Consider the following 24,946-nt stretch of genomic DNA (forward strand, 5'->3'; position numbering starts at 1 on the left):
GCATTCCGCACGCATTGCCCACCCCAGCCCGGAGCACAAAATCATGACCACCTTGGAGATCATGGCCGATACACCGTCGGCCATTCGCAACGATTTTGTTTCCACCGACGCCGCCGACCTGGCGTCGCACATGGACCAGTGCGCGCATTCGCGCGGCCGTTTTTTCACGCTCCAGACCGGCCTGCAGTCCGCGCATTCGGTGCTCCTGCCGCGCATCGTGACAGTGGCGCTCATCGTGGCGGTCTGCCTTGGCATGCTGGCGCTAGCCTGAGCGCGTGGCTACCGCTGTCCTCGAGCGGCTGGACAACTTAAGCGCCTATGCCCGGCAGTTGCTGGGCGGCCGCCGCAGCGACATACAGCAACCCATACGCGCCGAGCTGTTCGGCGCCCAGCGTTTTGAGGAACACGGCCGCAGCCTGGCCGCAGCCCAGGCCGTGCTGCCCGCCGGCAGCGAGCACGGCGGCCCGCCGTTTTTCCCGCGCGTGCAGGAAAACATTGCCGCCATACGCCTGGCCTACGACTACATCGCGCTGACCTCCCGCAGCGGCCACTACGTCACGCCGGCGGCCGAATGGCTGCTCGACAATTTCCATTTGGTCGAGGCCCAGCTGCAGCAGATCCAGGACGGCGTGCCGCACCGCTACTACGCCGACCTGCCCAAGCTTGCCGACAAGCCGCTGCAGGGCCTGCCGCGCGTCTACGGCATCGCCTGGGCCTATGTGGCGCATACCGACAGCGTGCTCGACCCAGTCCTGTTCACCGCCTTCCTGCATGCCTACCAGGAGGTCAGCGAACTCAACCTCGGGGAACTCTGGGCCCTGCCCACCACCTTGCGCGTGGTGCTGCTGGAAAACCTGCGCCGCATGGCCGACCGCATCGCCTGGAACAAGGTGGCGCGCGAGGTGGCCCATGCGGCCTGGGACAAGGTCGAGGCGCTGAACCTGCGCGAGCTCGACGAACTGCTGGCCCTGATGCAGTCCCACGGCCTGGAGCGCGCCTACCTGACCCAGCTCTGGCAGCGCATGCCGGCCGGGCGCCCCGAACCCGACGCGCCGCCGCCCCTGCCGCTGGTGCGCTGGGCCGCCCAGCATTGCTCCGACGCGCTGGGCATGATAGGCGAGGGCCAGACCGCGCAGGTGGCCGCCAACCTCACGGTCAGCAACATCATCACCACGCTCAGGCTGATAGGCCAGGTCGAATGGGCGGAGCTGATAGAGCCCGTCAGCCACTCGCTGCAGGTGCTGCGCCGCCTGCCCAGCTTCTCGCGCGAAAGCGAGATCACGCGCCAGCAGATCACGCGCGCCATGGAAAGGCTGGCGCAGCAGACCGGCAAGCCCGAACGCGCCGTCGCCGAAGCCGTGCTGGCCGCGGCGCGCCAGCCCAACAACTCGCTGGTGGCGCGCACCGCCGGCTACTACCTGATAGGGCCGGGCCGTCCGCTGCTCGAAGCCGCGCTGGGTCCGTCCGCCGGCCCGCACAGGCCCTTGCCGGCCCGCGGCACACCGCGCGCCTGGCGCTTGCCGCTGTTCGCCGCGGCCTGGTTCGCCGGCACCGCCGCGCTGCTGGCCTGGGCCGCGCAACCGCTGGCCGCCCTGCCCTGGCCCGGCTGGGTGGCAGTGCTGCTCATGGCCTGGCCGGCCTCGGAAGCCGTGGCCGCGCTGATGCACCGGCTGATCGCCGAGTCCACCCGCATACAGCCACTGGCCCGCCTGGACTTCAGCGCCGGCATCCCGGCCGAACACCGCGTGCTGGTGGCGATCCCCTGCATGCTCAGCTCGGCCGCGGCGAATGCCGAGCTGGTGCACCGGCTGCAGCTGCACTGGCTGGCCAGCCGCGAGGCGCACGCGCAGTTCGCACTGCTGACCGACTGGGCCGATACCGAGACCGAACACCGGCCCGACGACCAGGCGCTGTTCGACGACGCGCTGGCCCGCCTGCGCGCCCTCAACGCGAGCTACCCGGCGGCCCACGGCCAGCCCGCGCGTTTTGTGCTGCTGCACCGGCCGCGCAGCTGGTCGGCCACGGAGCGCCGCTGGATAGGCTGGGAGCGCAAGCGCGGCAAGCTCGAGATGCTGCTGCGGCACCTGGCCGGGCACTCGGCCTCGCCCTTCACGCCGGCGGGCGACGCCATGCGGCTGGCCGAAGGCACGCGTTATGTGCTGACCCTGGACAGCGACACCGGCCTGCCCCCCGGCGCCCTGCGCGAACTGGTGGCCATCGCCGCCCACCCGCTGAACACGCCGCAGGTGGACCGCAGAAGCCGCCGCGTCACCGCCGGCTACGGCATCCTGCAGCCGCGCGTGGCCACGCCCCTGCCCGCGCGCCGCGAGCGCTCGCCGTTTCACACCCTGTTCGCCGGCCAGCGCGGCCTGGACCCTTACAGCAGCGGCAACTCCGACCTCTACCAGGACGTGTTCGGCATGGGCAACTTCAGCGGCAAGGGCCTGCTGCACGTGGAGGCCTTGCACGCCGTGCTGGACCGGCGCCTGCCCGAGGGCGCCATCCTGAGCCACGACCTGCTCGAAGGCAGCATCGCGCGCTGCGCCTACGTCAGCGATGTGGTGCTGATGGAAGACCAGCCCCACCATGCCGATGTGGCCGCCTCGCGGCTGCACCGCTGGACGCGCGGTGACTGGCAACTGCTGCCGCTGATGCTGCGCGCCAAAACCTTCGGCATAGACGCGCTGGGCCTGTGGCGCATGGCCGACAACCTGCGCCGCTCGCTGGTGGCGCCGGCCTGCTTCGCGCTGCTGGCCTGGGTGGTTTTCAGCGGCGCGCTGCCGTTGGGAACGGCGCTGACCTTCACCGTCCTCGCATTCCTGGCCGGCCCGCTGATGGGCGCGCTGGCCGGGCTGGTGCCCACGCGGCGCGGCATCGCCTGGCTGCATTTTTTCGACATCGGCATGCGCGACGTCGGGCGCAGCCTGGCACAGGCGGCCTGGCAGTTCAGCCAGCTCGCGGTGCAGGCCGCGCTGCTGCTGGACGCGATCACGCGGGCGCTGTGGCGCATGGCCGTGAGCCGGCGACGCCTGCTGCAATGGACCACCGCGGCCCAGGCCCAGACCTCGGCCCGCTACACACCGGCCGCGTTTGCGCGCGGCCACGCGGGCGTGTCCGCGCTGTGCCTGGCTTTCGCCGCGGCCGCCTGCTGGAGCCCCCATCCCTTCGCCGGCCCTGCGCTGTTCGTGCTGTGGGCCCTGGCGCCGCTGCTGGCCTGGTGGGGCAGCCAGCCCGGCGCCGCCGGCCGGGGCACCGTGCCCGACGCCGCGGACCGCGACTACCTGCTGCAGCTGGCGCAACAGACCTGGCGTTTTTTCGAGCGCGTGGTTGGCCCCGAAGACCACCACCTGCCGCCCGACAACCTGCAGATGGAGCCCGAACCGACGCTGGCCCACCGCACCTCGCCGACCAACATAGGCCTGTACCTGATGGCGGTGGCCTGCGCGCGCGAGTTCAGCTGGATATCGACCGGCGAGATGATCGCGCGCCTGGCCGCCACGCTGGACACCGTGGAGGCCCTGCCCAAGCACCAGGGCCACCTGCTCAACTGGTATGAAACGCGAACCCTGCAGGTGCTGCCGCCGGCCTACGTCTCCACGGTCGACAGCGGCAACTTCGCGGGCCACCTGCTGGCGGTCGCGCAGAACTGCCGGCTGCTGGCCGGGCGGGCGGACACCGCCGGGGCCGAGTCCGCCCCGCTGCTGCAGCTGGCCGGGCGCTGCGAACGCCTGTGCATGGCCATGGATTTCAGCGGCCTTTACAGCGCCAAGCGCCACCTGTTCCACATCGGCCTGCGCGTGCACGAGCAGGCGCTGGACGCGAGCTTTTACGACCTGCTCGCCTCGGAGGCGCGGCTGACCAGCTTCCTGGCGATCGCCAAGGGCGACGTGCCGCGCCGCCACTGGCGGGCGCTGGGCCGCGCCTTCCTGACCGTGGGCGTGACGCCGGGCCTGAAATCCTGGTCGGGCTCCATGTTCGAATACCTGATGCCCTCGCTGGTCATGAGCGAGCCCGACGAGGGCCTGCTGCAGGTCTCTGGCCTGGCCGCGGTCAAGGAGCAGCAGGCCTTCGGCGAATCCCAAGGCTTGCCCTGGGGCGTCTCGGAGTCGGCCTATTTCGCGCAGGACCACACGCTGGCCTTCCAGTACTCGCCTTTCGGCGTGCCGCGCCTGGCCCTGCGCCGCACGCCGCCCACCGACCGCGTGGTCGCGCCCTATGCCAGCATCATGGCGGCCCAGTTCATGCCGCGCGAGGCCACGGCCAACCTGCGCCAGCTCGAGCAGTGGGGCGCGCGCGGCGAATACGGTTTTGTCGACGCGCTGGACTTCACCGTCGCGCGCCAGCCCGGCGCGCAGGCGCTGAGCCTGGTCAACACCTTCATGGCGCACCACCAGGGCATGTCGCTGGTGGCGCTGTGCAACGTGCTGTGCGACGGGGCGCCGCGCCGCTGGTTCGCCTCGGCGCCGCTGGTGCAGGCCTTTGACTCGCTGCTGCACGAAAAAACCCCGCGCCAGATCATCGAAAGCGCCGACCCGCGCGAGCCGCCCGAGCCAGAGGACAGCGCCGAAGCCCGGCTTTACCATTCGCGCGAGATCGACCCCGCCGCGCCCGGCTGGCAGCCCACGCAGTTGCTGTCCAACGGCCGCTACAGCGTGGCGCTGCGCGCCAACGGCGCCGGCGTCAGCCGCTGGCGCAGCGGCAACCGGACTTACAACGTCTCGCGCTGGCGCGACGACCCGCTGCGCGACGCCTGCGGCACCTTCATCTACCTGCGCGCCGCGCCGCAGGAGCGCTTTCACTCGCTCACCCAGCACCCGGCGCCGCACCCCGACTGGCGCTACCAGGCCACCTTCCTGGCCGACCGCGTGCAGTTCGAGATGGCGTCAAGCACGCTGGAGGCGACCACCACCGTGCTGGTCAGCCCCGAGGACGACACCGAGCTGCGCACCGTCACCCTGCGCAACCTCTCCAGCGAAGAGGTGACACTGGAACTCGTTTCCTGTTTCGAGGCCGTGCTGACCGACCCGCGCGCCGACGAGGCGCACCCGGCGTTTTCCAACCTGTTTGTGCAGACCGAATGGCACGCCGGATGGCGCGCCCTGCTGCTGTCGCGCAGGCCCAGGCTGCAGGGCGACCCGGCCATGGCGGCCGCGCACTTCCTGGCCGACTCCGAGGCCAATGTGCGCACCATCGATTTCATCTCGGACCGGCGCGCCTTCCTGGGCCGGGGCCGCGGCCCCGGCGAGCCGGCCCTGCTGGCCGAGGCGCGCGGCGAGGGCCACACGCCCATCAACGGGCTGGACCCGGTGGCCGGCCTGCGCGTGCGCCTGCGCATTCCCGCCGGCGGCCTGGCCCGGCTCAGCTTTGCCACCGCCGCCGCGCCCAACACCGAGGAGCTGGCCGCGCGCATCGACAAATACCTGCAGCCCATGCACGTGGAGCGCGCCACCCGCATGGCCGCCACGCTGGCCCAGGTGCGGCTGCGCGACCTCGGCGTGGACCCCGGCGAGAACGCCGCGCTGCAGGATATCAACACCGCGCTGATGTACAGCTGCGCCCGGCCGGCCCCCGAGCGCGGCCTGATCGACCAGCGCCAGCTCTGGCGTTTCGGGCTCTCGGGCGACAAGCCCATCGTGCTGGTGCTGATTCACTCCAGCAACGGCATGGCGCTGGTGCACGCGCTGCTGCGGGCCCAGCCCTGGTGGAGTTTCTGCGGCCTGGCCGCCGATGTGGTCATCCTCAACAGCGAGGCCAATTCCTACCTGATGCCGCTGCAGCGCGACATCCTCGCGCTGCGCGACCGCACGCTGCAGCAGGCCGAAAACAGTTTCCCGCGCAGTGACGTGGGCGGCTTTTTCCTGTTGCGCGAACAAGAAATCGTGCCCTCGGAAAAAGCCGCGCTCACGGGCCTGGCCCGCCTCATCCTCGCGGCCGACGGCCGGCCGCTGGAGCTGCAGACCGGCGCGCTGCAGGCCCTGGGCCACACTCCCAGCCACACCCCCAGCCGCGCTGCCACCGCCCCGCCGCCGCAGGCATCCGGGGCTACGCAGGCGCCGCAAGGCCGCTTTGACCCGGCCACCGGCGAATTCCAGTTCGAGGTCGATGCCCTGCACCGCCCGCCGCGCCCCTGGGTCAACATCATCGCCAACGCCGCCTTCGGCTTCCAGGTTTCGGAAGCCGGCGCCGGCTACACCTGGGCCGGCAACAGCCGGCTGCACCAGCTCACGCCCTGGTCCAACGACCCGGTCACCGACCCCAGCTTCGAGCACTACTTGCTGCAGGACCTGGACACACAAACCCAGCTGCCGCTGGGCGCCTCCATCGAGCCCGGGGCATCCTGCCGCGTGCGCCACGGCCAGGGCTACAGCACGTTTGAACGCATGCATGGCGCGCTGCGGGTTGAGACCACCTGGTTCGCCGACCTCCAGGATTCCGTCAAGTGCGTGCAGCTGCGCCTGCATAACCAGGGAAACGATGTGCGCCGCCTGCGTGCCCTGGCCATGGTGGAGTGGCAGATGGGTGCGGCGCGCCATGAGCGCCGCACCGTGCAGACCTGGAGGGCCAAGGACGCCGAGCTCAAGGCCGTGTTCGCGCAGCAGCGCGAAAGCCGCGCGGGCTTCGGCGGCAGCACCGCCTTCCTGGCGCTGGCCGGCTTGCCGGATGCGCCGCAATGGACCTGTGACCGCGGCGAGTTTTTTGATGCCGCGGGCCGCCTCGCGCCGCCCGCCGTCCTGGGCCGCAACGCCGACGGCGGCATAGACCCCTGCGCCGCGCTGGCCGGTGATTTCAGCTTGCAGCCGGGCCAAAGCATCACGCTGAGCTTTGTGCTGGGCCATGCCGGCGATGCGGCCCAGGCCGCGGAACTGGCCCGCGCCTGGCAAGGCCGCGATACGCAAGCGGCGCTGCAGGAGGTCAAGGCCTGGTGGGCCGGCCTGCTGGGCAAGGTGCAGGTGCGCACGCCGGACCCGCTGTTCGACGCGCTGGTCAACCGCTGGCTGCTGTACCAGACCCTGGCATCCCGCCTGTGGTCCAAGGCCGGCTTCTACCAGGCCGGCGGCGCCTTCGGTTTTCGCGACCAGCTGCAGGACGCCATGGCTTTTGCCCTCACCGAGCCCGGCCGCCTGCGCCGGCAGATTTTGCTCAACGCCTCGCGCCAGTTTCCCGAAGGCGATGTGCAGCACTGGTGGCATGCGCCCGGCGGCGAAGGCGTGCGCACGCATTTCTCCGACGACCTGCTGTGGCTGCCCTATGCCTGCGCCCACTATGTGCAGGTCACCGGCGACACGGCCATCCTCGACGAGCAGGCCGCCTTTATCGACGGCCCGGCGATTCCCGAAGGCGCGGAAGACGCCTACTACGCACCGCAAGCCAGCGCGCAAAGCGCCACGCTGTTTGAGCACTGCGCGCGCACCATCGACAAGAGCCTGGCCACCGGCGCCCACGGCCTGCCGCTGATGGGCACCGGCGACTGGAACGACGGCATGAACCGCGTGGGCCATGAGGGCCGCGGCGAGTCGGTGTGGCTGGCCTGGTTTTTATGCCGCGTGGTGCAGGACTTTGAACCCCTGGCCCGCGCGCGCGGCGACACCCGCCGCGCCGACAGCTGGCGGGCCGCACGCCAGGGCTGGGTCAGCGCACTGCACAAAGACGGCTGGGACGGCGCCTGGTTCCGCCGCGCGTTTTTCGACAACGGCGCGCCGCTGGGCTCGGCCGCCAACGACGAATGCCGCATCGACCTGATCGCCCAAGCCTGGGCCGTGCTGTCCGGCGCCTCCAGCGACGAATTCACGGTGCCCGCGATGCAGGCCATGAATGACCAGCTGGTCGACCACGAGGCCGGCCTGCTGCGCCTGCTCACGCCGCCGCTGCAGCACTCGGCCAACAACCCCGGCTACATTCAGGCCTACCCGCCCGGCGTGCGCGAAAACGGCGGCCAGTATTCACACGCCGCCGTCTGGGCCATGATGGCCCAGGCCGCCACCGGCGACGCCGAGGCCGCGTGGAAGAGCTTCCAGGCCCTGAGCCCCGCCCACCGCAGCGAACACCCGCTGCGCGGCCCGGCCTACGAGCTTGAGCCCTATGTGATGGCCGGCGACATCTACGGCACAGCGCCCTATGTGGGCCGCGGCGGCTGGAGCTGGTACACCGGCTCGGCCGCCTGGCTGCACCGCGCCGCGCTGGAAAACATTCTGGGCCTGCGCGTGCAGCAGGGTGAACTCTCGCTGTCACCTTGTGTGCCGGCGCACTGGCCCTCGTTCGAGATAGCCCTCAATGTGCAGGGCCATGCGCTGACGGTGCGCTGGCAGCGTGACGGCGCGGCGGCTGAAGACAGCTTTCCGGCGGATCGCGTGCTCACACCTGGGCAGGTCGTCCTGCTCGCCGAATTGCCGGAAGCTGCGCGCCTGCTGGTGCAGGCTACAGGCTGATCGCCTCGGTCAAGATCAGCCGAGGTATGGCCCCTTGACCTCGCCCCAGCCCCAGCGCGGCATGGGCGCGTCGGGATCGACGGTGGCCCCCGGCTGCGAATTGATGACCGCCAGCCGTGAGCCCCACTCCAGGTAGCCCACCAGGGCCGAGCGGAACTCGGGATCCTCGGGCATGCCCAGCTCGTCCGCCGTCTCCAGCAGCAGCCCGACCCAGCGGCGGCGCTGTGCCTGGTCAAGGTGCCGGTTCAAATGCTGGCGGATCATGTGCGGATGGCCGCCATGCTGCGTCGAATACGTGGCTGGCCCGCCCAGCACTTCGCCGAGAAAGGCAGCCACATGGGCCGGATGCTCGCCGCCCATGTGCGCGAAGACGGGTCCGAGCACATCGTCCTTCTTCACATGTTCATAAAAGCGCGTGGTCAGGCGGGTCAGGGCGTCTATGCCGCCCACCCATTCATAGAGGCTTGGAATATTGCGATCGGGCATGGCTATTTCCTGGCAGGTTGCTGGGTGCAGTCCGAAAATTCGCAGATTAACATCAGCGCTTGCTTCCGCCTCACCAGGTAGCGCCTACCAAACACCCATCGTGCTCATCATTAAAAACCTCAGCTTTCGCTACCCCAATCCCAGGGTGGAACTCTTCGCCCACCTGTCCGCCACCATCCCACCCGGCGTCACGCTGGTGCAAGGCGGTGACGGGCGCGGCAAAAGTACCTTGCTTCGCCTGATGGCAGGCGCCTTGGCTGCCGATGCGGGGCAGTTGCAGCTGAACGGCGTATCGCTGGCAGAACAACCCGAGGCCTATCGCCGGCAGCTGTTCTGGATGGAGCCGCGCAGCACCGACTTCGACCAGCTCACACCGCTGCAGTATTTCGAAACTGTTCGAGGCAAGTATTCAAGTTTTGATGCGGGTTTGACAGGTCCGCTGGTCGAAGGACTGGGACTGGAGCCTCACATCGACAAGCAACTCTTCATGCTGTCCACGGGGTCCAAGCGCAAGGTCTGGCTGGCGGCGGCGTTTGCCTCGGGCGCGGCGCTGTTGCTGCTCGACGAACCCTTCGCCGCACTCGATGCGCCCTCGATTGCTTTTGTCAAAGAACAGCTTCAGGCTATTTCGACACAAGCCGGCCGCGCGGCGGTGATTGCGGACTATGCAGCCCCCAGCGGGGTGACGCTGGCCGGTGTGATCGATCTCGGCGACTGAACTACTTCGGAACAAATGCCTGTTGCTGCGCCACAAAGCCGTTGAAGGCCTGGAGCAGCGGCCGATATCTGCCAGCATCCCCTTCAAGCTGCACGAGTGCTGCGCAAGCCGCCTCCAGCGTCGACAGCTGTCCCGGCTTGTGGGCCTTGCGGATCAGGTAAGCCGACGCGGGCACATCTTCCAGCGACAGGCGCGGTAGCCGCCGCAACAACGGGTTGAGGTGCAGCATCTTGCGGCTCTTGCGCCAGGTCGCGTCCAGCACCACCAGGCGCACACGCGGCGGGTCTTTGAGCCGCTCAAGGTCCAGGGCGGGCGTGTCATCGTCCTGCGGCGTGGGCGGGTACAGCAGCACCGTATAGGCAGGCGTCTCGGCCAACGCCGCGCGCAGGCCGGCTTCTTCAAACGTTTCCCCCATCAGCATGCGGCTGCGCGGCAAACTCAGCTGCAGCAGGCGGCCGGTGTTTTTGGCATGGCCCGCTTCCAGCGGGTGCTGCAGGATCAGCACCCCGGCTTCATGCGCCACCGGCCTGATCCACTGGCAGATGCAGGCGCTTTGCGGCCGCAGGCAGACGCCGCAGGCCGCGCGCCCCGCCGGCTCAGTCACGGGGGCTGTCCGCGGCCTTATCGCCCTCCGCCGAATAGGCGTTCCGCAGGTGCACGGGCCGGGCGGTCTTGCGCCGCATGCGGATGTTGAGCATTTCCACCGCCACCGAGAAGGCCATGGCGAAGTAGACATAACCCTTGGGCACATGGTGGTCCAGGCCTTCGGCGATCAGCACCACGCCCACCACCACCAGGAAGGACAGGGCCAGCATCTTGATGGTCGGGTGGGTGGAGACAAAGCGGCCTATGGCCGGCGCGAACAGCATCATGAGGCCGACCGAGGCAATAACGGCGGCGATCATGACCGCGATGCTGTCGACCATGCCGACCGCGGTGATGATGGAGTCCAGCGAAAAAATCATGTCGACGATCATGATCTGCACGATCACGGCGGCAAAGGTGGCCTTGACGGCGCTCGAGGCATGGCCTTCCTCGCCCTCCATGGACTGGTGGATTTCACCGGTGCTCTTCCAGATCAGGAACAGGCCGCCCGCGATCAGGATCAGGTCGCGGCCGGAGATTTCCTGCTTGAACACGGTAAACAGCGGCTCCACCAGCCCGATGATCCAGGACAGCACCAGCAACAGGCCTATGCGCATGAACATGGCCATGAACAGGCCCAGGCGCCGCGCCAGTTCCTGCTTGGCCTTGGGCAGCTTGTCGACCAGGATGGAGATGAAGATGATGTTGTCTATGCCCAGCACCAGCTCCAGCGCGGTCAGGGTGGCAAAGGCAATCCAGGCTTGCGGGTCGGTCAGCAGTTCCATCATGGGCATCTTTCCTGGCGCCAGGCCATCATCGGGTCCATCCCCGCGTGCAGTTTATTCGGTCAAGAACCTAAAAATTCACCGATGGGTTTCAAGTCCTCCACCCGGTCGCAAATCGCCTTGACAATCATCAGGATGGGGATGCCCAGCAGCAGGCCCCACACACCCCACAGCCAGCCCCAGGCCAGCAGCCCGATAAAGACCGCCACCGGGTTCATGCGGCTGGTGCGGCTGGTGAGCCAGGGCGTGAGCAAATTGCCGACCAGGGTGTGGATCAGCAGCGAGGCGCCGCCCACGGCCAGCGCCATGTTGAGCGAGCCGAACTGCATAAAGCCCACCAGCGCCGAGCCGGCCGCCGTGACCAGCGAGCCGACATAGGGCACGAGGTTCAGCACGGCCGCCGCGACGCCCCAGACGGCGGCGTTGTCCAGGCCCAGGGCCAGCAGGGCCAGCCAGGTCAGCACGCCCACCAGCGCGCTGGTCAGCAGCTGCACCTGCAGGTAGCGCTGGATCTGGCCGGTGATTTCATTGAGGGCCTGCAGCGTGATCTTCTTGCTGCTCAGGCTGTCGCCCGCCAGCTTGATCAGCTTGCGCCTGAAGGTGTCGCCCGAGATCATCAGGAAGTAGGTGAGGAAGACCACCACCGTGGCCTGGCCTATCAGCGCGATCAGGCCGACGGTGCCCGACCACAGGTAGTGCCTGATGTCAAAGCGCGCGGGCTCGACCACCACACGCATGGCACCGCGCGTGGTGCCGGGTGCCGAGCTCTCCTGCGCGGCCTGCTCAATCTGCGATGCGGCTTTCTGCACGGTTTCCAGCGCACTGTCGGAGCGGCCGGTGCGCGCCTTCACGGCCTGGCGGAACTTCTGCGCCGCCGCCGGCAGCGCCTCCACCAGCTGCGTGGCCTCGTCACCGAGCGACCAGGCGGTGCCGCCTATGCCGCCCAGAATCGCCAGCAGCAGCACGGCCGCGCTCAGCCAGCGCGGCACCCGCCTGGCTTCAAACCAGTTGACCACCGGCGAAAACGCATAGCTGAACAACACGCCCAGCATCACCGGGATGAAGACGGCCTTGGCCCAGTGCAGCACGAACAGGAAAGCCAGGCCGGCCAGCACCACCAGCGACATGTTGCGGATGTCGACCGGCATGTGAAGAAGCACGCGCTGCGTTTCTGCGGCCAGGGCCGCGTCGGCCGGCGACGGCGAGTCGGCTTCTTCTTGTGTCATGTGTCCCCCGTGTCCGTTCAAGTCGCCTGGCGCGAATAGCGAAACTTCCGCGACGGAAGCCCCAGGTAGTACTTACGCAGATATTCAAACCGGGCCGCCCAGGAAAACGTGTAGGACGCTTTCGCCGGAACGTACCAGCTGTTGAGGCCGGTTCGCAGCAGCAGTTGGTAGCCGTTGCGCCGCATCAGCGCATGTTTGCGATGGTGGGTTACATGGTCCTCGATCAGCACCAGCCGGGGTTGCCAGTGCGCGAAGTCAAAACCCGACAGGGCGACCAGCTCATGCCCCTCGATGTCGATGGACAGTAAATCAAAGCCCACGGGCGCGCCGTGTTCGCGCAGCATGGTGTCCAGGGTTTCGCAGCGCACCGCCACGGTGGAGCGCACCACCGCGCCCAGTGCAATGGGCCGGTCTTCCAGCGTCGAATGCGGGCCCGCGCGGTTCAGCTGCAGCAGCTTGCCGGCGTTCTCGGGGCTGGAGCAGGCCATTTCGATCACCGTGCCCTTGCGGCTTTGCCGCAGCAGCGCGCAGCAATCCGGGTCGGGCTCGACCAGCAGGCCGGTCCAGCCCAGCGCCTCCAGGTGCTGGGACTGGGAGTCCAGCACCGGGTCGTTGGCGCCCACATCCACGTAAAAACCGGTTTTACCGGCAAAAAAATCGCGCACCAGCTGCTGCTCGACGGCGGGCTGGTTGCTGAAGCGGTGGATATGGCGCTGGGTGAAATCGACGTGTGGGGGCATGTGGAGAGGGGGAACAGCAAACGGAAAAAAGAGACCGGGGATGCCGGGAACAGCCGCCGGGCGTATCAGGCCGTGATGGCCTCGCGCACCGCGCTGAGCTGGCGGCGCGAGACCGCCAGCAGCTCGTCGATGCCGTTGAGCCGCACCGCCCAGCCCTCGCCCTCCTCGGGGTCGAAATGTTTTTCGAGGGCGCGCACCGCATGCCGCGCGATCAGCGCGTTGCGGTGTATGCGCATGAAGCGCGCCGCGTGGCGCTCCTCCAGTTCGCTCAGCGAGCCGTCCAGGATGTAGCTGCGGCTGGCCGTGCGCACGGTGATGTACTTGAGCTCGGCCTTGAAGTAGATCACCTCGGCCAGCGGCACACGCTCGGTGCGGCCCCGGTCCTGGATGATGAGCGTTTCCTCGGCGGGCGGCTGGCCGGGGCGCGCGGCCTGCGCCAGGCGCTCCACCTTCTGCAGCGCCTGCTGCAGGCGTTCCAGGCGCACCGGCTTGGTCAGGTAGTCGATGGCCTCGAGTTCAAAGGCCTGCACCGCATGCTCGGCATGGGCCGTGACAAACACCACGGCGGGCCTGCGCGGCAGCGTGGCGATCATCTGGGCCAGCGCAATGCCGTCGGCGCCCGGCATGCGGATGTCCAGCAGCACCGCGTCAAAGGCTTCGCGCTGCAGGGCCCCCATGGCCTCCGCGGCATCGGCCGCTTCCGCGCCCACCACCGCGGCAGGCGCCGTGCAATCGCCCAGCAGGGTGCGCAGGCGCGACCGGGCCAGCGCTTCGTCGTCCACCACCAGTACCTTGAGTTTCATGCGGGAATCTCCATGCGTACCTGAAATATGCCGTCCTTGAACACGGTCCTGAATTTCGCCTCGACATCATGCAGCAAGGCCAGCCGCTCCCGCACATTGGCCAGCGCCAGGCCGTGGCCGCGCTCGCCGGCGCCCGCCGGGGTCGAGTTGGTGACCTTGATCACCACCGTGCCGCCGCGCTTGAGCGTGGAAATCCTGAGCTGCGCGCCGGTGGCGCTGGGCTCCACGCCGTGCTTGACGGCATTCTCCACCAGCGGCTGCAGCAGCAGCGGCGGCAGCTTGGCCTGGTCGGCCTCGGCGTCCAGGCTCCACTGCACCTGCAGGCGCTCGCCGAAGCGCACCTGCTCTATGGCCAGGTAGCGCTGGGCCAGCGCGATTTCCTGGCCCAGGGTGACCGATTCCGCCGGGTCGGCCAGCGCGTGGCGGAACAGCTCGCTCAAGTCTTCCAGCACGGCCTCGGCCTTGGCCGGCTCGGCGCGCACCAGCGCGATGGCGCTGTTGAGGGTGTTGAACAAAAAATGGGGGCGTATGCGCGACTGCAGCTCGGCCAGGCGCGCCGCCGTGGCCGCCGGTGTGCGCGCCTTGGCGCGCCAGTACAGGCCCGCCAGCAGCATGGCCGACAGCAGGGCGCCCGCCGCCGCGCTGGCCCACCAGGGCGGCCGCACCAGCAGCCCCATCACCGACAGCAGCCCGCAGCCGTAGAGGCCCGCGCCCGCGCCCAGCAGCACGCCGGCCGTCCACTGCAGCCAGGACCTGAGCCGGTTCAGCCGCGACTTGAGGGCGCAGGCCACGATCAGCCAGGCCAGCGTGGCCGGCAGCACCCCACCGGTCAGCAAGGCAAAACGCAGCAGCCACTGCAGGGCCGTGTCGGCGTCGAACATGGCGGTGACGCCCACCATGGCCTCCGCGAACAGCACGGCGCGCAGCACCACCCCGACCTGGCAGGCGTCAAACATGCCGGCGCGCACGCTGCTTCGCCGCGCCGGCTCCTCATCAACAGAGATGACGCTGCCCATCAGGGTCGATTCCCCGAAGGTCTGCGGATCAGGCGAAGGCTTCTTGGCGTGCATACGTGGATGTCGAGGAAAGGCCGGACCTTGGGCACATGGATAAAATCACCGTGATGCCGAGTATTGCACCGGTCGCGCCCCCGCGGCGGCGGCCTGGAAGACAATTAAGGCCGTCGCCGGCCCGTGGCTGCCCAGAATAGCGCATCCGGCGCCCTGAATCCACGGCCCGGCGCGGCCGGCACCCTGACCGCCACCCAAAGAAAGCCTGACGTGAACCAATTCGACAAAAAGTCCCAAGCCTGGTCTGCCCTCTTTTCCGAGCCCATGAGCGACCTGGTCAAGCGCTACACGTCCAGCGTATTCTTCGACAAACGCCTGTGGCAGGCCGACATCGCCGGCTCGCTGGCCCACGCCGAGATGCTGGCCGCGCAGAAAATCATCCCCGCGGCCGACTATGCCGACATCCAGAAGGGCATGGCGCAGATCACCTCGGAAATCGAATCCGGCGCCTTCGAGTGGAAGCTGGACCTCGAGGACGTGCACTTCAACATCGAGGCGCGCCTGACCCAGCTGGTCGGCGATGCCGGCAAGCGCCTGCACACCGGCCGCAGCCGCAACGACCAGGTCGCCACCGACGTGCGCCTGTGGCTGCGCGGCGAGATCGACCTGATCGGCGGGCTGCTGACCGACCTGCAAAAAGCCCTGGTCGACATTGCCGAGAAAAACGCCGAGGTCATACTGCCGGGCTTTACCCACCTGCAGGTGGCCCAGCCCGTGAGCTTCGGCCACCACATGCTGGCCTATGTCGAAATGTTCAGCCGCGACGCCGAGCGCATGCGCGAGATCAGGAAGCGCGTGAACCGCCTGCCGCTGGGCGCCGCCGCGCTGGCCGGCACCAGCTACCCGCTGGACCGCGAACGCGCCGCCAAGACCCTGGGCATGGTCGACGAGGACGGCAAGCCCCAGGTGTGCCAGAACAGCCTGGACGCGGTCAGCGACCGCGACTTCGCCATCGAGTTCACGGCCGCCGCCTCGCTGTCCATGGTGCACATCAGCCGCATGAGCGAGGAGCTGATCTTGTGGATGAGCCAGAACTTCGGCTTTATCCACATCCCCGACCGCTTCACCACCGGCTCGTCCATCATGCCGCAGAAGAAAAACCCCGACGTGCCCGAACTCGCGCGCGGCAAGACCGGCCGCGTGGTCGGCCACCTGATGGGCCTGATCACCCTGATGAAGGGCCAGCCCCTGGCCTACAACAAGGACAACCAGGAAGACAAGGAGCCGCTGTTCGACACCGTCGACACGCTCAAAGACACGCTGCGCATCTTCGCCGAGATGGTGGCCGGCATCACCGTCAAGCCCGAGGCCATGGAGCAGGCCGCGCTGCGCGGCTACGCCACCGCCACCGACCTGGCCGACTACCTGGTGAAAAAAGGCATCCCCTTCCGCGACGCCCACGAAACCGTGGCCCATGCCGTGAAGGCCGCCACCACCCATGCGGTGGACCTGTCCGAGCTGCCGCTGGCCGTGCTGCAGGAATTCAACCCCAAGATCGAAAAAGACGTCTACGATGCCTTAAGCCTGCGCGGCTCGCTCAACGCCCGCAACATCCTGGGCGGCACGGCGCCGGCCCAGGTCAAGGCGCAGATCGCCCGGCACCGCGCGCGGCTGGGCTGAGCTGACGCACCGGCGGAGGCATGTTTTACGCAATTCCGCTGGAAAACCGGCCGACCTGGCGCAACCCGCCATGGCTGACGATTTTGCTGATCCTCGTGAACATGGCGGTGTTCTGGGGACCGCAGCGCGCCGAAGAAAATGCCCAGAAAAAAGCCGCGGCGTTTTATCTTTCGAGCAGCCTGCCGGCGCTGGAGCTGCCGGCCTTCGTCGGCTGGCTTGAAGAGACCGCATCCCCGCGCGCGCCGGCGGCCAGGCGTATGCTGCAGCAACGCCGCTACGGCGCGCTGCTCGACGGCCTGGAACACGAAAAAGACTTCCTGGCGCGCTTGCACGGCGGCCTGGTCATCCGGCCCGGGCAAGCGGCCCATGCACAGTGGGAGCAGGACCGGCGCCGCTACGAAGCCTTGCAGCCGGCCCCGTTCACCACCCGCTGGGCCCAGGACAACACCAAGGACGCGCCGTTTCGCCCCGTGACCTGGATCACCGCGGCCTTTCTGCACGCCGACACCAGCCACCTGATCGGCAACATGGTGTTCCTCTTCCTGTTTGGTTTTTCCGTCGAACTCGCGCTGGGCCGCGGCCTCTACCTGGCGTTTTACCTCGCGGGGGCGCTCGGCGCCTCGTTGCTGGCGGGCTGGGCTTATGCCGGGCAAGGTGGGTACGGCCTGGGCGCCTCGGGTGCGATCTCGGCCCTGATGGGCATGTATGCCGTGATGTACCGCCTGCGCCGCATCCGCTTTTTTTACCAGCTGTTTTTCTATTTCAATTACGTCACGGCGCCCGCGCTGCTGCTGTTGCCGGCCTGGATCGCCAACGAGATGCTGCAACACCTGATAGGCGGCAAGGGCGTGGCCTATATGGCGCACCTGGGCGGGCTGCTCACGGGCGCGCTGCTGATGGCCGCGGCCATGCGCTGGCGCAAACTCACGCCGCCGCCCGCGGCCGCCGAGCGCACCAGCGACGGTTTCGAGCAGCATGTTGCCGAGGCCAAACGGCTGGCGGCCGAAATGAAATTCGACGCCGCCTGCACGCAATGGCGTGCCGCGGCGAAACTGCGGCCCGCCGACGGCGAAGTGCTGCGCGCCTGGTTCAACACCGCGCGGCTGCAGCCGGCGGGCGAAGACTTCCACCGTGCCGCGCAGCGCATCTTCCGCCTGGGCCCCAGCGACGACGCCACGCTGGAACTGCAGCATGCCAGCTACCGGACTTACCTCGACCAGGCCAAACCCGGCGCGCGGCTCAAGCCCGACGACATGGCGCGGCTGGCGCGCCGCTTCACGCGCGCCCGCCAGTTCGACGACGCCGACAAGCTGTGCCGCGCCCTGCTCAAAAGCGCCCCGGAACATTCCGGGCTTGCCGACACGCTGGGCATCTGCGCCCAGGGCTGGCTGCGCGCGGGACAGCGCGAGCGCGCCCTCTATTGGCTGCCGCACCTGCAGCGGCTGGCGCCCAATGACATGGCCACACGCGCGCTCGCGCAGGCCTGAGCCACCGCTTCAGCCGCGTCAGGCCGCCGGCGGGTCGCGCAGCAGCCAGCGTACCTCGCGCGTCGGCTCGCTGTCGGGATAGCGCTCCTCCAGCATGGCCAGCACCGGGCGCGCCAGGTCGGGGCGGTTCATGCCCTGGGTCAGCACCCGAGCGATGAGTTCATAAGCCTGCGGAATCGCATCATGGCCGCGAAAGCGCTTGTCGAAGCTGCGCAGCGCGGCCAGCGCCGCCTGGGCGTCGCCGGCGCGCCAGGCGGCGCGGGCCAGGGCCAAAGTCTGCCCGGCATCCTCGATGGCAAAGGCCGGCTCGCGGGCGCGGCAGTCCTGCCAGGCCTTGAGTGCCTCGGCCCCCAGCTCCTGCTGCAGCAGCAGCGCGATAAAACGCTTCGCGTGCTCCAGCAGCACCGGCGCCTTGTCGGTCATCAACAGCACGCGGTGGTAGCGCCGCAGCGCGGCGACGTCGTTGGGCCGCAGGCGCTGGTCTTCGTAGGCGATATTCAGCGCGGCGGGAATATCGCCGTCGGTCACCAGCTCGGCGACCAGCGCGTCGGTTTCCTGGCGCGCGATCTGTTCGGGGCTGCGCCGCTCGGGCGGCACTTCGTCCGCCCCCGCACCCGGCAGCAAGTCGATGTCCAGCCCCTCATGGTGCTGGTACATCACATAACCAAGCAAGCTGGCCATGACCCAGCCGAAATAGATAAAGGCAAAATTGAACAGCGGCACCAGCAGCCAGAGGCTGACCAGGGGCAGCAGCAGCGCCAGCGCGACCTGCGCACCGCTGCCCAGCAAAAACAGGAACAAGCACAGCGCGAGATAAGGCGCGCCCAGGACACGCACAACCTGCCAGAGCGCGGCCGGGTTCAGTGAGCGCATCGCGCTGCCCGACTGCACCAGGACAATCACGGTCGCCGGGAACAGAAACGACAGCACAAAAGTCGCGGCCGTGGCAAGCTTGGCGTTGACCGACGCCACCAGGCCCAGGACAAAAGCCTGCACGACAAAGACGCCGAACAGCTTCCAGGGCAGGCTGCTCCACTCGTCGTCAAGCCGCGACGGAAAGTCGCTGGCGCGCGAGATGCCGCGCGAACCCAGCACCGCGACCTTGAAGCCGTAGCGGCTCGCCGCCAGCAGGATGCCGAGCTCGACAATCAGCCACATGAACACCCGCGGGAGGAAAAAAAGCACCTCCGGCAAAAGGCTGCAGAACGCCAGGAACAGCCCATAGGCCAAAGGCGTGGCCTGGAAGGGGAAGGCAAAGAATTTATTGAGGCGGTGCCAGAACGGCTTGACCGCGGGCTTGCCGGCCGCCATGCCTACAAGGCGCCGTGCGTTGCACCGGACCGCCCTACCTGTATGAACTCTCCCATCTCAGCTCCCGTTGTTGTGCGGTGATTTTAGGGGGTGGGGCTGCGCGGCACCGGCGTGACCGGCCCAACATGCTCTTTTGAGGGCTGCTGCCCCGTCCCCTCCCCCTGGGATAAGACGCCGCCGCACGGCCCACTGGTTAAGCTCCACCTAAGTCAGTGCATGCATACTTGTACCTTCGGAAGCAAGGTCCCCCAATGCGTTTATTGCTGGTTGAAGACGACGCCATGATCGGCGAGACGGTTTTGCAGGTGCTGCGCGCCGAGCATTACGCGGTCGACTGGGTGCGCGACGGCCGCATGGCCGATGAGGTCCTGCGCAGCGAACACTACGACCTGGTGCTGCTGGACCTGGGCCTGCCGCAGCGCGACGGCCTCGAGGTGCTGCGTGCCCTGCGCGCGCGCCGCGACACCACGCCGGTGCTGGTGGCCACCGCGCGCGACGCGGTCGGCGACCGCATCGCCGGGCTGGATGCCGGCGCCGACGACTACGTCGTCAAACCCTATGACACCGACGAGATGCTGGCGCGCATACGCGCGCTGCTGCGCCGCAGCGCCGGCCGCGCCGAGCCGGCCTTCGAGCACAAGGGCGTGAGCCTGAACCCGGCCACGCGCGAAGCCAGCCTCAACGGCCAGCCCGTGACCCTGTCGGCGCGCGAGTGGGCGGTGCTCGAACCCCTGCTGGCCCGCCCCGGCGTGGTGCTCTCGCGCGCCCAGCTCGAGGAAAAACTCTTCAGCTGGAAAGACGACGTCAGCAGCAATGCCGTCGAGGTCTATATCCACGGCGTGCGCAAAAAACTCGGCAACGACATCATCCAGACGGTGCGCGGCCTGGGCTACCTGGTGCCTAAACAATGACCATGAACAGGCCGGTGACCCATTCCTTGAGGAAGCGGCTGCTCTGGTTTGTGCTCGCCGCGATCTTCCTGGCGGCACTATTGCAGGCGGCCACCGCCTACCGTGGCGCGCTGCAGCAGGCCGATTCAATGTTCGACGAGCACCTGCGGCAGATGGCGCGCTCGCTGCGCAGCGGCGTGCCCTTCAACTTCCCGCTGGACGAAGCCGACGCCGACGACCGCTTCGAGGTGTATGTGCAGATCTGGGGCCAGGACGGCACGCAGATCTTTCGCTCCACGCGCTCGGCGCTGCCGCCGCGTGCGGTGCTGGGCTTTTCCGACGTGGAGGCCCATGGCAACCGCTACCGCGTCTACACCCTGCAGACCGCGCTGCAGACGGTGCAGATCGCCCAGGACCTGGACGCGCGCTCGGCCCGCGCGCGCGCGCTGGCGGTGCGCGCCGTGCTGCCTTTTGTGTTCCTGACGCCGCTGCTGATGCTGGCCGTCTGGTGGGTCATCAGCCGCTCGCTGGCGCCGATTGAACGCACCCGGCGCCAGGTGGCGGGCCGGCGCGCCGACGATTTGTCGCCGCTGGCCGCCGAAGGCCTGCCCGACGAGGTGCGGCCCCTGGTGGACGAACTCAACCTGCTGTTCAGCCGGGTGCGCGGCGCTTTCGAGGCGCAAAAACATTTTGTGGCCGACGCGGCGCACGAGCTGCGCTCACCGCTGACCGCGCTCAAGTTGCAGGCCCAGGCCCTGCGCCGTAACGGCGGCACGCCCGCCGAACACGAGGCCGGCATCGCCCGGCTCAACCAGGGCATAGACCGGGCGATACGCCTGGTCGAGCAGTTGCTGGTGCTGGCCCGCGAGGAAGCCGGCGAAACCGCTGGAGCAACCGGCACGGGCCAGGCCGCGGCCGCCGCGCCCGTGGACCTGCAGGACGTCATCAAGCTCGCCGTGGCCGACGTGCTGCCGCATGCGGTGCACAAACAGATAGATCTGGGCATGGTCGCAGGCCCCGCCCTGCCGCGGCCGCCACAGGTGACGGGCCAGGCCGAGGCCCTGCGCGTGCTGCTGCGCAACCTGCTGGACAACGCCGTCAAGTACACACCGGCCGGCGGCCGGGTCGACGTGTCGCTGGCCCCGCAGGACGGCGAGACCGTGCTCGCGGTGGAAGACAGCGGCCCCGGCATAGACGAGCAGGACCGCGAACGCGTGTTCGACCGCTTCTTCCGCGCGGCCCAGGAGGGGGACGGCGCCGATGCGGCCCCGCCCACCGGCAGCGGCCTGGGCCTGGCCATCGTCAAGGCGATTGCCGGACGGCACGGCGCCACGCTGGAATTGGTCCGCTCCGAACGCCTGGGCGGGCTCAGGGTTGAGGTGCGATTTCCGGTTACCCAGGATTCTGGCTCCGCTTAAGCCCCGTCTAAGGCTGCATCCCCATAGTTAGGGCATTGGCACCAGGGAGTGCCATCAACCCAAGGAAGCACGCCATGTCATCCACTGCATTGAAGAACACCCGGCTTGTCGCCGCATTGCTGGCCGCGGGCGCCATTGGCGGCGCCGGCGTCGGCGCGATCAACATCCTGCATTCCGCCGCCACCGCCGCCACGCCGCCGGCCATCACGGCACCCGCCACGACCGGCGCGGCCCCCGTCCCCATGGCCCTGCCCGACTTCTCGCAGATCACCGAACGCTACGGCCCGGCCGTGGTCAACATCAGCGTGACCGGCACCACCAAGGTCCGCAATGAAGTCGCCCAAGGTGACGATGATGACGATTCGCCGTTCTCCGGCGACCCCTTCTTCGAGTTCTTCAAACGCTTCCAGCAGGGCCAGGGCCGCCCCGGCGGCCGTAACGGCGCCCCGCAGCAGGAAATGCCCACACGCGGCCAGGGCTCGGGTTTTATCGTCAGCGCCGACGGCATCATCCTGACCAACGCCCATGTGGTGCGTGATGCAAAAGAAGTCACCGTCAAGCTGACTGACCGCCGCGAGTACCGCGCCAAGGTGCTGGGCGCCGACCCCAAGACCGATGTCGCCGTGCTGCGCATCGAGGCCAAAAACCTGCCCGTGGTCACCCTGGGCAAGGTCAGCGAGCTCAAGGTCGGTGAATGGGTGCTGGCCATAGGCTCGCCCTTCGGTTTTGAGAACACCGTCACCGCCGGCGTCGTGAGCGCCAAGGGCCGCTCGCTGCCCGACGACAGCGCCGTGCCCTTTATCCAGACCGACGTGGCCGTCAACCCCGGCAACTCCGGCGGGCCGCTCTTCAACACGCGTGGCGAGGTGGTGGGCATCAACTCGCAGATCTACACCCGCAGCGGCGGCTACCAGGGCGTGTCCTTCGCGATCCCCATCGACGTGGCGGCCAAGATCAAGAACCAGCTTGTGGCCACCGGCAAGGTCGAGCACGCGCGCCTGGGCGTGGCGGTGCAGGAGGTCAACCAGGCTTTTGCCGACTCCTTCAAGCTCGACAAGCCCGAAGGCGCGCTGGTCTCCAGCGTTGAAAAAGGCGGCCCCGCCGACAAGGCCGGCCTGCAAAGCGGCGACGTGATCCGCCGCGTCAACGGCCAGCCCATCGTCTCCTCCGGTGACCTGCCCGCCCTCATCAGCCTGGCAGCCCCCGGCGACAGCCTCAAGCTCGACGTCTGGCGCCAGGGATCGGCCAAGGAGATCAGCGCCAAACTCGGCAGCGCCGACGACAAAACCGGCCAGGTCGTCGCCAAGAAAGACAGCCCCAACCACGGCAAGCTGGGCCTGGCCCTGCGCCCGCTGCAACCCGATGAAAAGAAGGAGGCCGGCGTCGACAGCGGCCTGGTCGTGGAGCAAGCCAGCGGCCCCTCGGCCCTGGCCGGCGTGCAGCCCGGCGACGTGCTGCTGTCCATCAACGGCGTGCCCGTGAAAAACATAGACCAGGTGCGCGCCACCGTGGCCAAGTCCGAAAAATCCGTGGCCCTGCTGATACAGCGCGGGGACAGCAAGATTTTTGTGCCGGTGAATCTGGGTTAAATCAAACCTCGAGCGCGCGGCCCCTGGCGTGTTGCCCGGGGCCGCTAGCCTTCCTGCCTGAAGGCAAGCCGGGTCCAGGTGACGTCAGCGGCAACATTGCCCGGCAGCAATGACCCGGTCTGGGTATTCAGCACGGCCTTAAGCCCATGCTGGCGCGCAAGCGCCATCGTCTCCTCCCCCGACACCTCAAACATGCGCCGCCCCGAGGGAATGGGCCCGTGCCTGAGCGACAGCAGCATAAGCCCGCCCGGCGCCAGCAGCGACACCAGCCTGGGCATGCCCGCGCGGCGCTCCGCCTCGTCAAGGTGCATCCACACCGCGCTCAGCATGACGACGTCAAAGCGCTGCCCACGCGACAGCACAGCCTCCAGCCCGGGCAGGACATCGTCCAGCCATTCGATCAAGGGCGAAGGGTGAAGCCGCATGGCCGCCGTGCGGAATTCCGCAGTCGGCTCCACAGCCAGGACGCTATGCCCTTGCTCCGCAAACCAGGCCGCATCCACACCTGTCCCCGCCCCTATGTCCAGGATGCGGCTTGGTGTCGTTGGCAAAAGATGCAGCGCGACCTCGTGGCGTTTGCCAAAGGGAATGGATTCGTACTGGGGAATCAGCACCTCGGCTTGCTCGGCGTAGCCTTGGGTGCCTGGGGGGATGATGTTGTGGCCAATGGCCTTCAGTGTTCCGGGTTTCATGTTTCAGCCTAACCACGGGCTTTAAACGCCTCAACCAAAGCATAAAGCCGCCCCAAGGCCTGAGGCAACTCCGGCTCTGCCTCCAGAACATCTATCCTGTACCTCACAAGATGGAACTCGGCCTCGGTCCTGATTTTTCCCCGTGCCATAACTTTTTCCAGACGGGCAGTCTCAAGGCGCAGGAATTCGGGATACTCCGCCGTGATCGCGTCGTGCAACGCCTTTGAAACCGCCCCACGCCACTGGCTATCCACCTCGCCAATCAAATGCGGCATGTCCCTCAATCCCTGCTCCAGGCCGGAGACGACCTGTGAACTTGTGGGCTTGGCACCTTGTGGACGGGCTTCGGCAACAAAGGTTGGAACCCCGGTGGCGACCAGCGCGAGTTCCCAGGCCTTTTCATCCGGAATGGCGGTAATGGCCTGCGCAAAGCGTGCATAGGCCGCCAAGAGTTTTTCTGATTTTGTCGCCAAGTTATTTTCTTGCGCAGGAAGCCACGGGATGGCGTGACGGCATTCGAAATCCAGTTGCTCTCAAGGGAGGAGTCAGGCTTCATCCGGCCGAAACCGGATGTCATGGGCGCAATGGTAGCGGCCATCAGGATCGCCGGCCCTCAACGCGTAGACCTTCTCCCATGTGGAATCCCAATCAGCCTCCCCGGTAAGAGCCACACCCGGGTAGGGGCCCGAACCTTGCTTGAAGACGCGCCAGATCGGAAGATCGGTAGCGGCTGCGGATTCAAAAAATGCATCGGTGAAAGTGGAGAACCAGCCGGAATCCATACCGAGCGACTGATCGGCAAAGCCGGCGAGCCCCACCAGGCCCCACGGGCGGCCGGGCCCGAATCCGTACTCGCAGTATGCGATGCCCGTGGATGAGCGGACGTGGTCCAGTACTGACCAGCAGGGGTAGGCCTCATCATCTTCCCCGTAGTTCCACGGTCGTAAAACGGCCTTCGGCTCCACCAACAAGCTTCGGATATGTTGGACAACACGCGCGTCGCGGATGCCGGCGAGTTCGTTTTCGACCAATGTTTGTAACCGGGCAGGGGTGACTGTCACGCTGAAACCTGTTGTTGGAGGTGGCCGGCGCCCGTCAGG

At 67.9% G+C, this 24,946-nt stretch carries 19 protein-coding genes; 8 read left to right on the forward strand and 11 right to left on the reverse strand.

What is annotated here, in order from left to right:
• Window positions 1-43: 43 nt before the first annotated feature.
• Both BLQ85_RS13330 and BLQ85_RS13335 read left to right on the forward strand, forming a co-directional pair.
• Window positions 44-271 (forward strand): hypothetical protein, encoded by a 228-nt coding sequence (locus tag BLQ85_RS13330; protein ID WP_139200967.1) that lies wholly within the window; start codon window positions 44-46, stop codon window positions 269-271.
• A gap of 4 nt (window positions 272-275) precedes the next feature.
• Window positions 276-8,426, forward strand: a complete 8,151-nt coding sequence (locus tag BLQ85_RS13335) for a glycoside hydrolase family 94 protein (RefSeq protein ID WP_074577699.1) — start codon at window positions 276-278, stop codon at window positions 8,424-8,426.
• A gap of 15 nt (window positions 8,427-8,441) precedes the next feature.
• Here BLQ85_RS13335 and BLQ85_RS13340 read toward each other — a convergent pair whose 3' ends face one another.
• Window positions 8,442-8,912, reverse strand: a complete 471-nt coding sequence (locus BLQ85_RS13340) for a group II truncated hemoglobin (RefSeq protein WP_074577700.1) — start codon at window positions 8,910-8,912, stop codon at window positions 8,442-8,444.
• Between the two features lie 100 nt (window positions 8,913-9,012).
• Between BLQ85_RS13340 and BLQ85_RS13345 the strand changes: the two genes are divergently transcribed.
• A complete protein-coding gene (locus BLQ85_RS13345; RefSeq protein ID WP_074577701.1) occupies window positions 9,013-9,630 on the forward strand; it encodes an ABC transporter ATP-binding protein in 618 nt (205 codons plus the stop codon).
• A 1-nt stretch (window position 9,631) separates the two neighbouring features.
• Here BLQ85_RS13345 and BLQ85_RS13350 read toward each other — a convergent pair whose 3' ends face one another.
• The 6 genes from BLQ85_RS13350 to BLQ85_RS13375 form a co-directional block, all read right to left on the reverse strand.
• A complete protein-coding gene (locus BLQ85_RS13350) occupies window positions 9,632-10,234 on the reverse strand; it encodes a tRNA-uridine aminocarboxypropyltransferase (RefSeq protein ID WP_074577702.1) in 603 nt (200 codons plus the stop codon).
• Window positions 10,227-11,003, reverse strand: coding sequence for a TerC family protein (locus tag BLQ85_RS13355; RefSeq protein WP_074577781.1), 777 nt, complete (start codon window positions 11,001-11,003; stop codon window positions 10,227-10,229). Before BLQ85_RS13355 ends, BLQ85_RS13350 begins: the two co-directional genes overlap by 8 nt.
• Before the next feature lie 59 nt (window positions 11,004-11,062).
• Window positions 11,063-12,226, reverse strand: a complete 1,164-nt coding sequence (locus BLQ85_RS13360) for an AI-2E family transporter (RefSeq protein WP_074577703.1) — start codon at window positions 12,224-12,226, stop codon at window positions 11,063-11,065.
• Between the two features lie 17 nt (window positions 12,227-12,243).
• Window positions 12,244-12,966, reverse strand: a complete 723-nt coding sequence (locus BLQ85_RS13365; RefSeq protein WP_074577704.1) for an FkbM family methyltransferase — start codon at window positions 12,964-12,966, stop codon at window positions 12,244-12,246.
• A 65-nt stretch (window positions 12,967-13,031) separates the two neighbouring features.
• Window positions 13,032-13,769, reverse strand: coding sequence for a LytR/AlgR family response regulator transcription factor (locus BLQ85_RS13370; protein WP_074577705.1), 738 nt, complete (start codon window positions 13,767-13,769; stop codon window positions 13,032-13,034).
• Entirely contained in the window at window positions 13,766-14,785 is a 1,020-nt protein-coding gene (locus BLQ85_RS13375) for a sensor histidine kinase (protein ID WP_074577782.1), read from the reverse strand. The genes BLQ85_RS13370 and BLQ85_RS13375 overlap by 4 nt, the downstream gene beginning before the upstream one ends.
• Window positions 14,786-15,049: 264 nt before the next feature.
• Here BLQ85_RS13375 and argH point away from each other — a divergent pair, with 264 nt between their 5' ends.
• Both argH and BLQ85_RS13385 read left to right on the forward strand, forming a co-directional pair.
• The gene (gene argH / locus BLQ85_RS13380) at window positions 15,050-16,459 is read left to right on the forward strand and encodes an argininosuccinate lyase (RefSeq protein WP_074577783.1); all 1,410 of its coding nucleotides are present in this window, start codon (window positions 15,050-15,052) and stop codon (window positions 16,457-16,459) included.
• Window positions 16,460-16,479: 20 nt separating this feature from the next.
• Window positions 16,480-17,946: a rhomboid family protein gene (locus BLQ85_RS13385; protein WP_074577706.1), complete on the forward strand. Its 1,467-nt coding sequence runs from the start codon at window positions 16,480-16,482 to the stop codon at window positions 17,944-17,946.
• 18 nt (window positions 17,947-17,964) lie between these two features.
• Here BLQ85_RS13385 and BLQ85_RS13390 read toward each other — a convergent pair whose 3' ends face one another.
• On the reverse strand, window positions 17,965-19,257 hold the full coding sequence (locus tag BLQ85_RS13390) for a hypothetical protein (RefSeq protein ID WP_074577707.1): 1,293 nt from the start codon (window positions 19,255-19,257) through the stop codon (window positions 17,965-17,967).
• Between the two features lie 251 nt (window positions 19,258-19,508).
• Between BLQ85_RS13390 and BLQ85_RS13395 the strand changes: the two genes are divergently transcribed.
• The 3 genes from BLQ85_RS13395 to BLQ85_RS13405 all read left to right on the forward strand — a co-directional run bounded on the left by BLQ85_RS13395 (window position 19,509) and on the right by BLQ85_RS13405 (window position 23,154).
• Entirely contained in the window at window positions 19,509-20,168 is a 660-nt protein-coding gene (locus BLQ85_RS13395) for a response regulator (protein ID WP_074577708.1), read from the forward strand.
• Window positions 20,169-20,170: 2 nt separating this feature from the next.
• Entirely contained in the window at window positions 20,171-21,565 is a 1,395-nt protein-coding gene (locus BLQ85_RS13400) for an ATP-binding protein (RefSeq protein ID WP_074577709.1), read from the forward strand.
• Between the two features lie 74 nt (window positions 21,566-21,639).
• A complete protein-coding gene (locus tag BLQ85_RS13405; protein WP_074577710.1) occupies window positions 21,640-23,154 on the forward strand; it encodes a DegQ family serine endoprotease in 1,515 nt (504 codons plus the stop codon).
• A gap of 44 nt (window positions 23,155-23,198) precedes the next feature.
• Here BLQ85_RS13405 and BLQ85_RS13410 read toward each other — a convergent pair whose 3' ends face one another.
• From BLQ85_RS13410 to BLQ85_RS13420, 3 genes are all read right to left on the reverse strand, one after another.
• The gene (locus tag BLQ85_RS13410) at window positions 23,199-23,846 is read right to left on the reverse strand and encodes a class I SAM-dependent methyltransferase (protein WP_074577711.1); all 648 of its coding nucleotides are present in this window, start codon (window positions 23,844-23,846) and stop codon (window positions 23,199-23,201) included.
• Between the two features lie 8 nt (window positions 23,847-23,854).
• A complete protein-coding gene (locus BLQ85_RS13415; protein ID WP_139200968.1) occupies window positions 23,855-24,319 on the reverse strand; it encodes a hypothetical protein in 465 nt (154 codons plus the stop codon).
• Between the two features lie 72 nt (window positions 24,320-24,391).
• On the reverse strand, window positions 24,392-24,907 hold the full coding sequence (locus tag BLQ85_RS13420) for a hypothetical protein (protein ID WP_139200969.1): 516 nt from the start codon (window positions 24,905-24,907) through the stop codon (window positions 24,392-24,394).
• Window positions 24,908-24,946 lie beyond the last annotated feature (39 nt).

The organism is Polaromonas sp. JS666, assembly GCF_900103405.1.
Lineage (GTDB): Bacteria > Pseudomonadota > Gammaproteobacteria > Burkholderiales > Burkholderiaceae_C > Polaromonas.

What these genes read in the sequence shown, in the direction of transcription:
- BLQ85_RS13365 (WP_074577704.1), bottom strand. Translation starts at nt 12,966, where the DNA reads ATGCCCCCACACGTCGATTTCACCCAGCGCCATATCCACCGCTTCAGC.
- BLQ85_RS13375 (WP_074577782.1), bottom strand. Translation starts at nt 14,785, where the DNA reads ATGGGCAGCGTCATCTCTGTTGATGAGGAGCCGGCGCGGCGAAGCAGC.
- BLQ85_RS13330 (WP_139200967.1), top strand. Translation starts at nt 44, where the DNA reads ATGACCACCTTGGAGATCATGGCCGATACACCGTCGGCCATTCGCAAC.
- BLQ85_RS13360 (WP_074577703.1), bottom strand. Translation starts at nt 12,226, where the DNA reads ATGACACAAGAAGAAGCCGACTCGCCGTCGCCGGCCGACGCGGCCCTG.
- BLQ85_RS13390 (WP_074577707.1), bottom strand. Translation starts at nt 19,257, where the DNA reads ATGGCGGCCGGCAAGCCCGCGGTCAAGCCGTTCTGGCACCGCCTCAAT.
- BLQ85_RS13410 (WP_074577711.1), bottom strand. Translation starts at nt 23,846, where the DNA reads ATGAAACCCGGAACACTGAAGGCCATTGGCCACAACATCATCCCCCCA.
- BLQ85_RS13355 (WP_074577781.1), bottom strand. Translation starts at nt 11,003, where the DNA reads ATGATGGAACTGCTGACCGACCCGCAAGCCTGGATTGCCTTTGCCACC.
- BLQ85_RS13395 (WP_074577708.1), top strand. Translation starts at nt 19,509, where the DNA reads ATGCGTTTATTGCTGGTTGAAGACGACGCCATGATCGGCGAGACGGTT.
- BLQ85_RS13405 (WP_074577710.1), top strand. Translation starts at nt 21,640, where the DNA reads ATGTCATCCACTGCATTGAAGAACACCCGGCTTGTCGCCGCATTGCTG.
- BLQ85_RS13400 (WP_074577709.1), top strand. Translation starts at nt 20,171, where the DNA reads ATGAACAGGCCGGTGACCCATTCCTTGAGGAAGCGGCTGCTCTGGTTT.
- BLQ85_RS13370 (WP_074577705.1), bottom strand. Translation starts at nt 13,769, where the DNA reads ATGAAACTCAAGGTACTGGTGGTGGACGACGAAGCGCTGGCCCGGTCG.
- BLQ85_RS13340 (WP_074577700.1), bottom strand. Translation starts at nt 8,912, where the DNA reads ATGCCCGATCGCAATATTCCAAGCCTCTATGAATGGGTGGGCGGCATA.
- BLQ85_RS13385 (WP_074577706.1), top strand. Translation starts at nt 16,480, where the DNA reads ATGTTTTACGCAATTCCGCTGGAAAACCGGCCGACCTGGCGCAACCCG.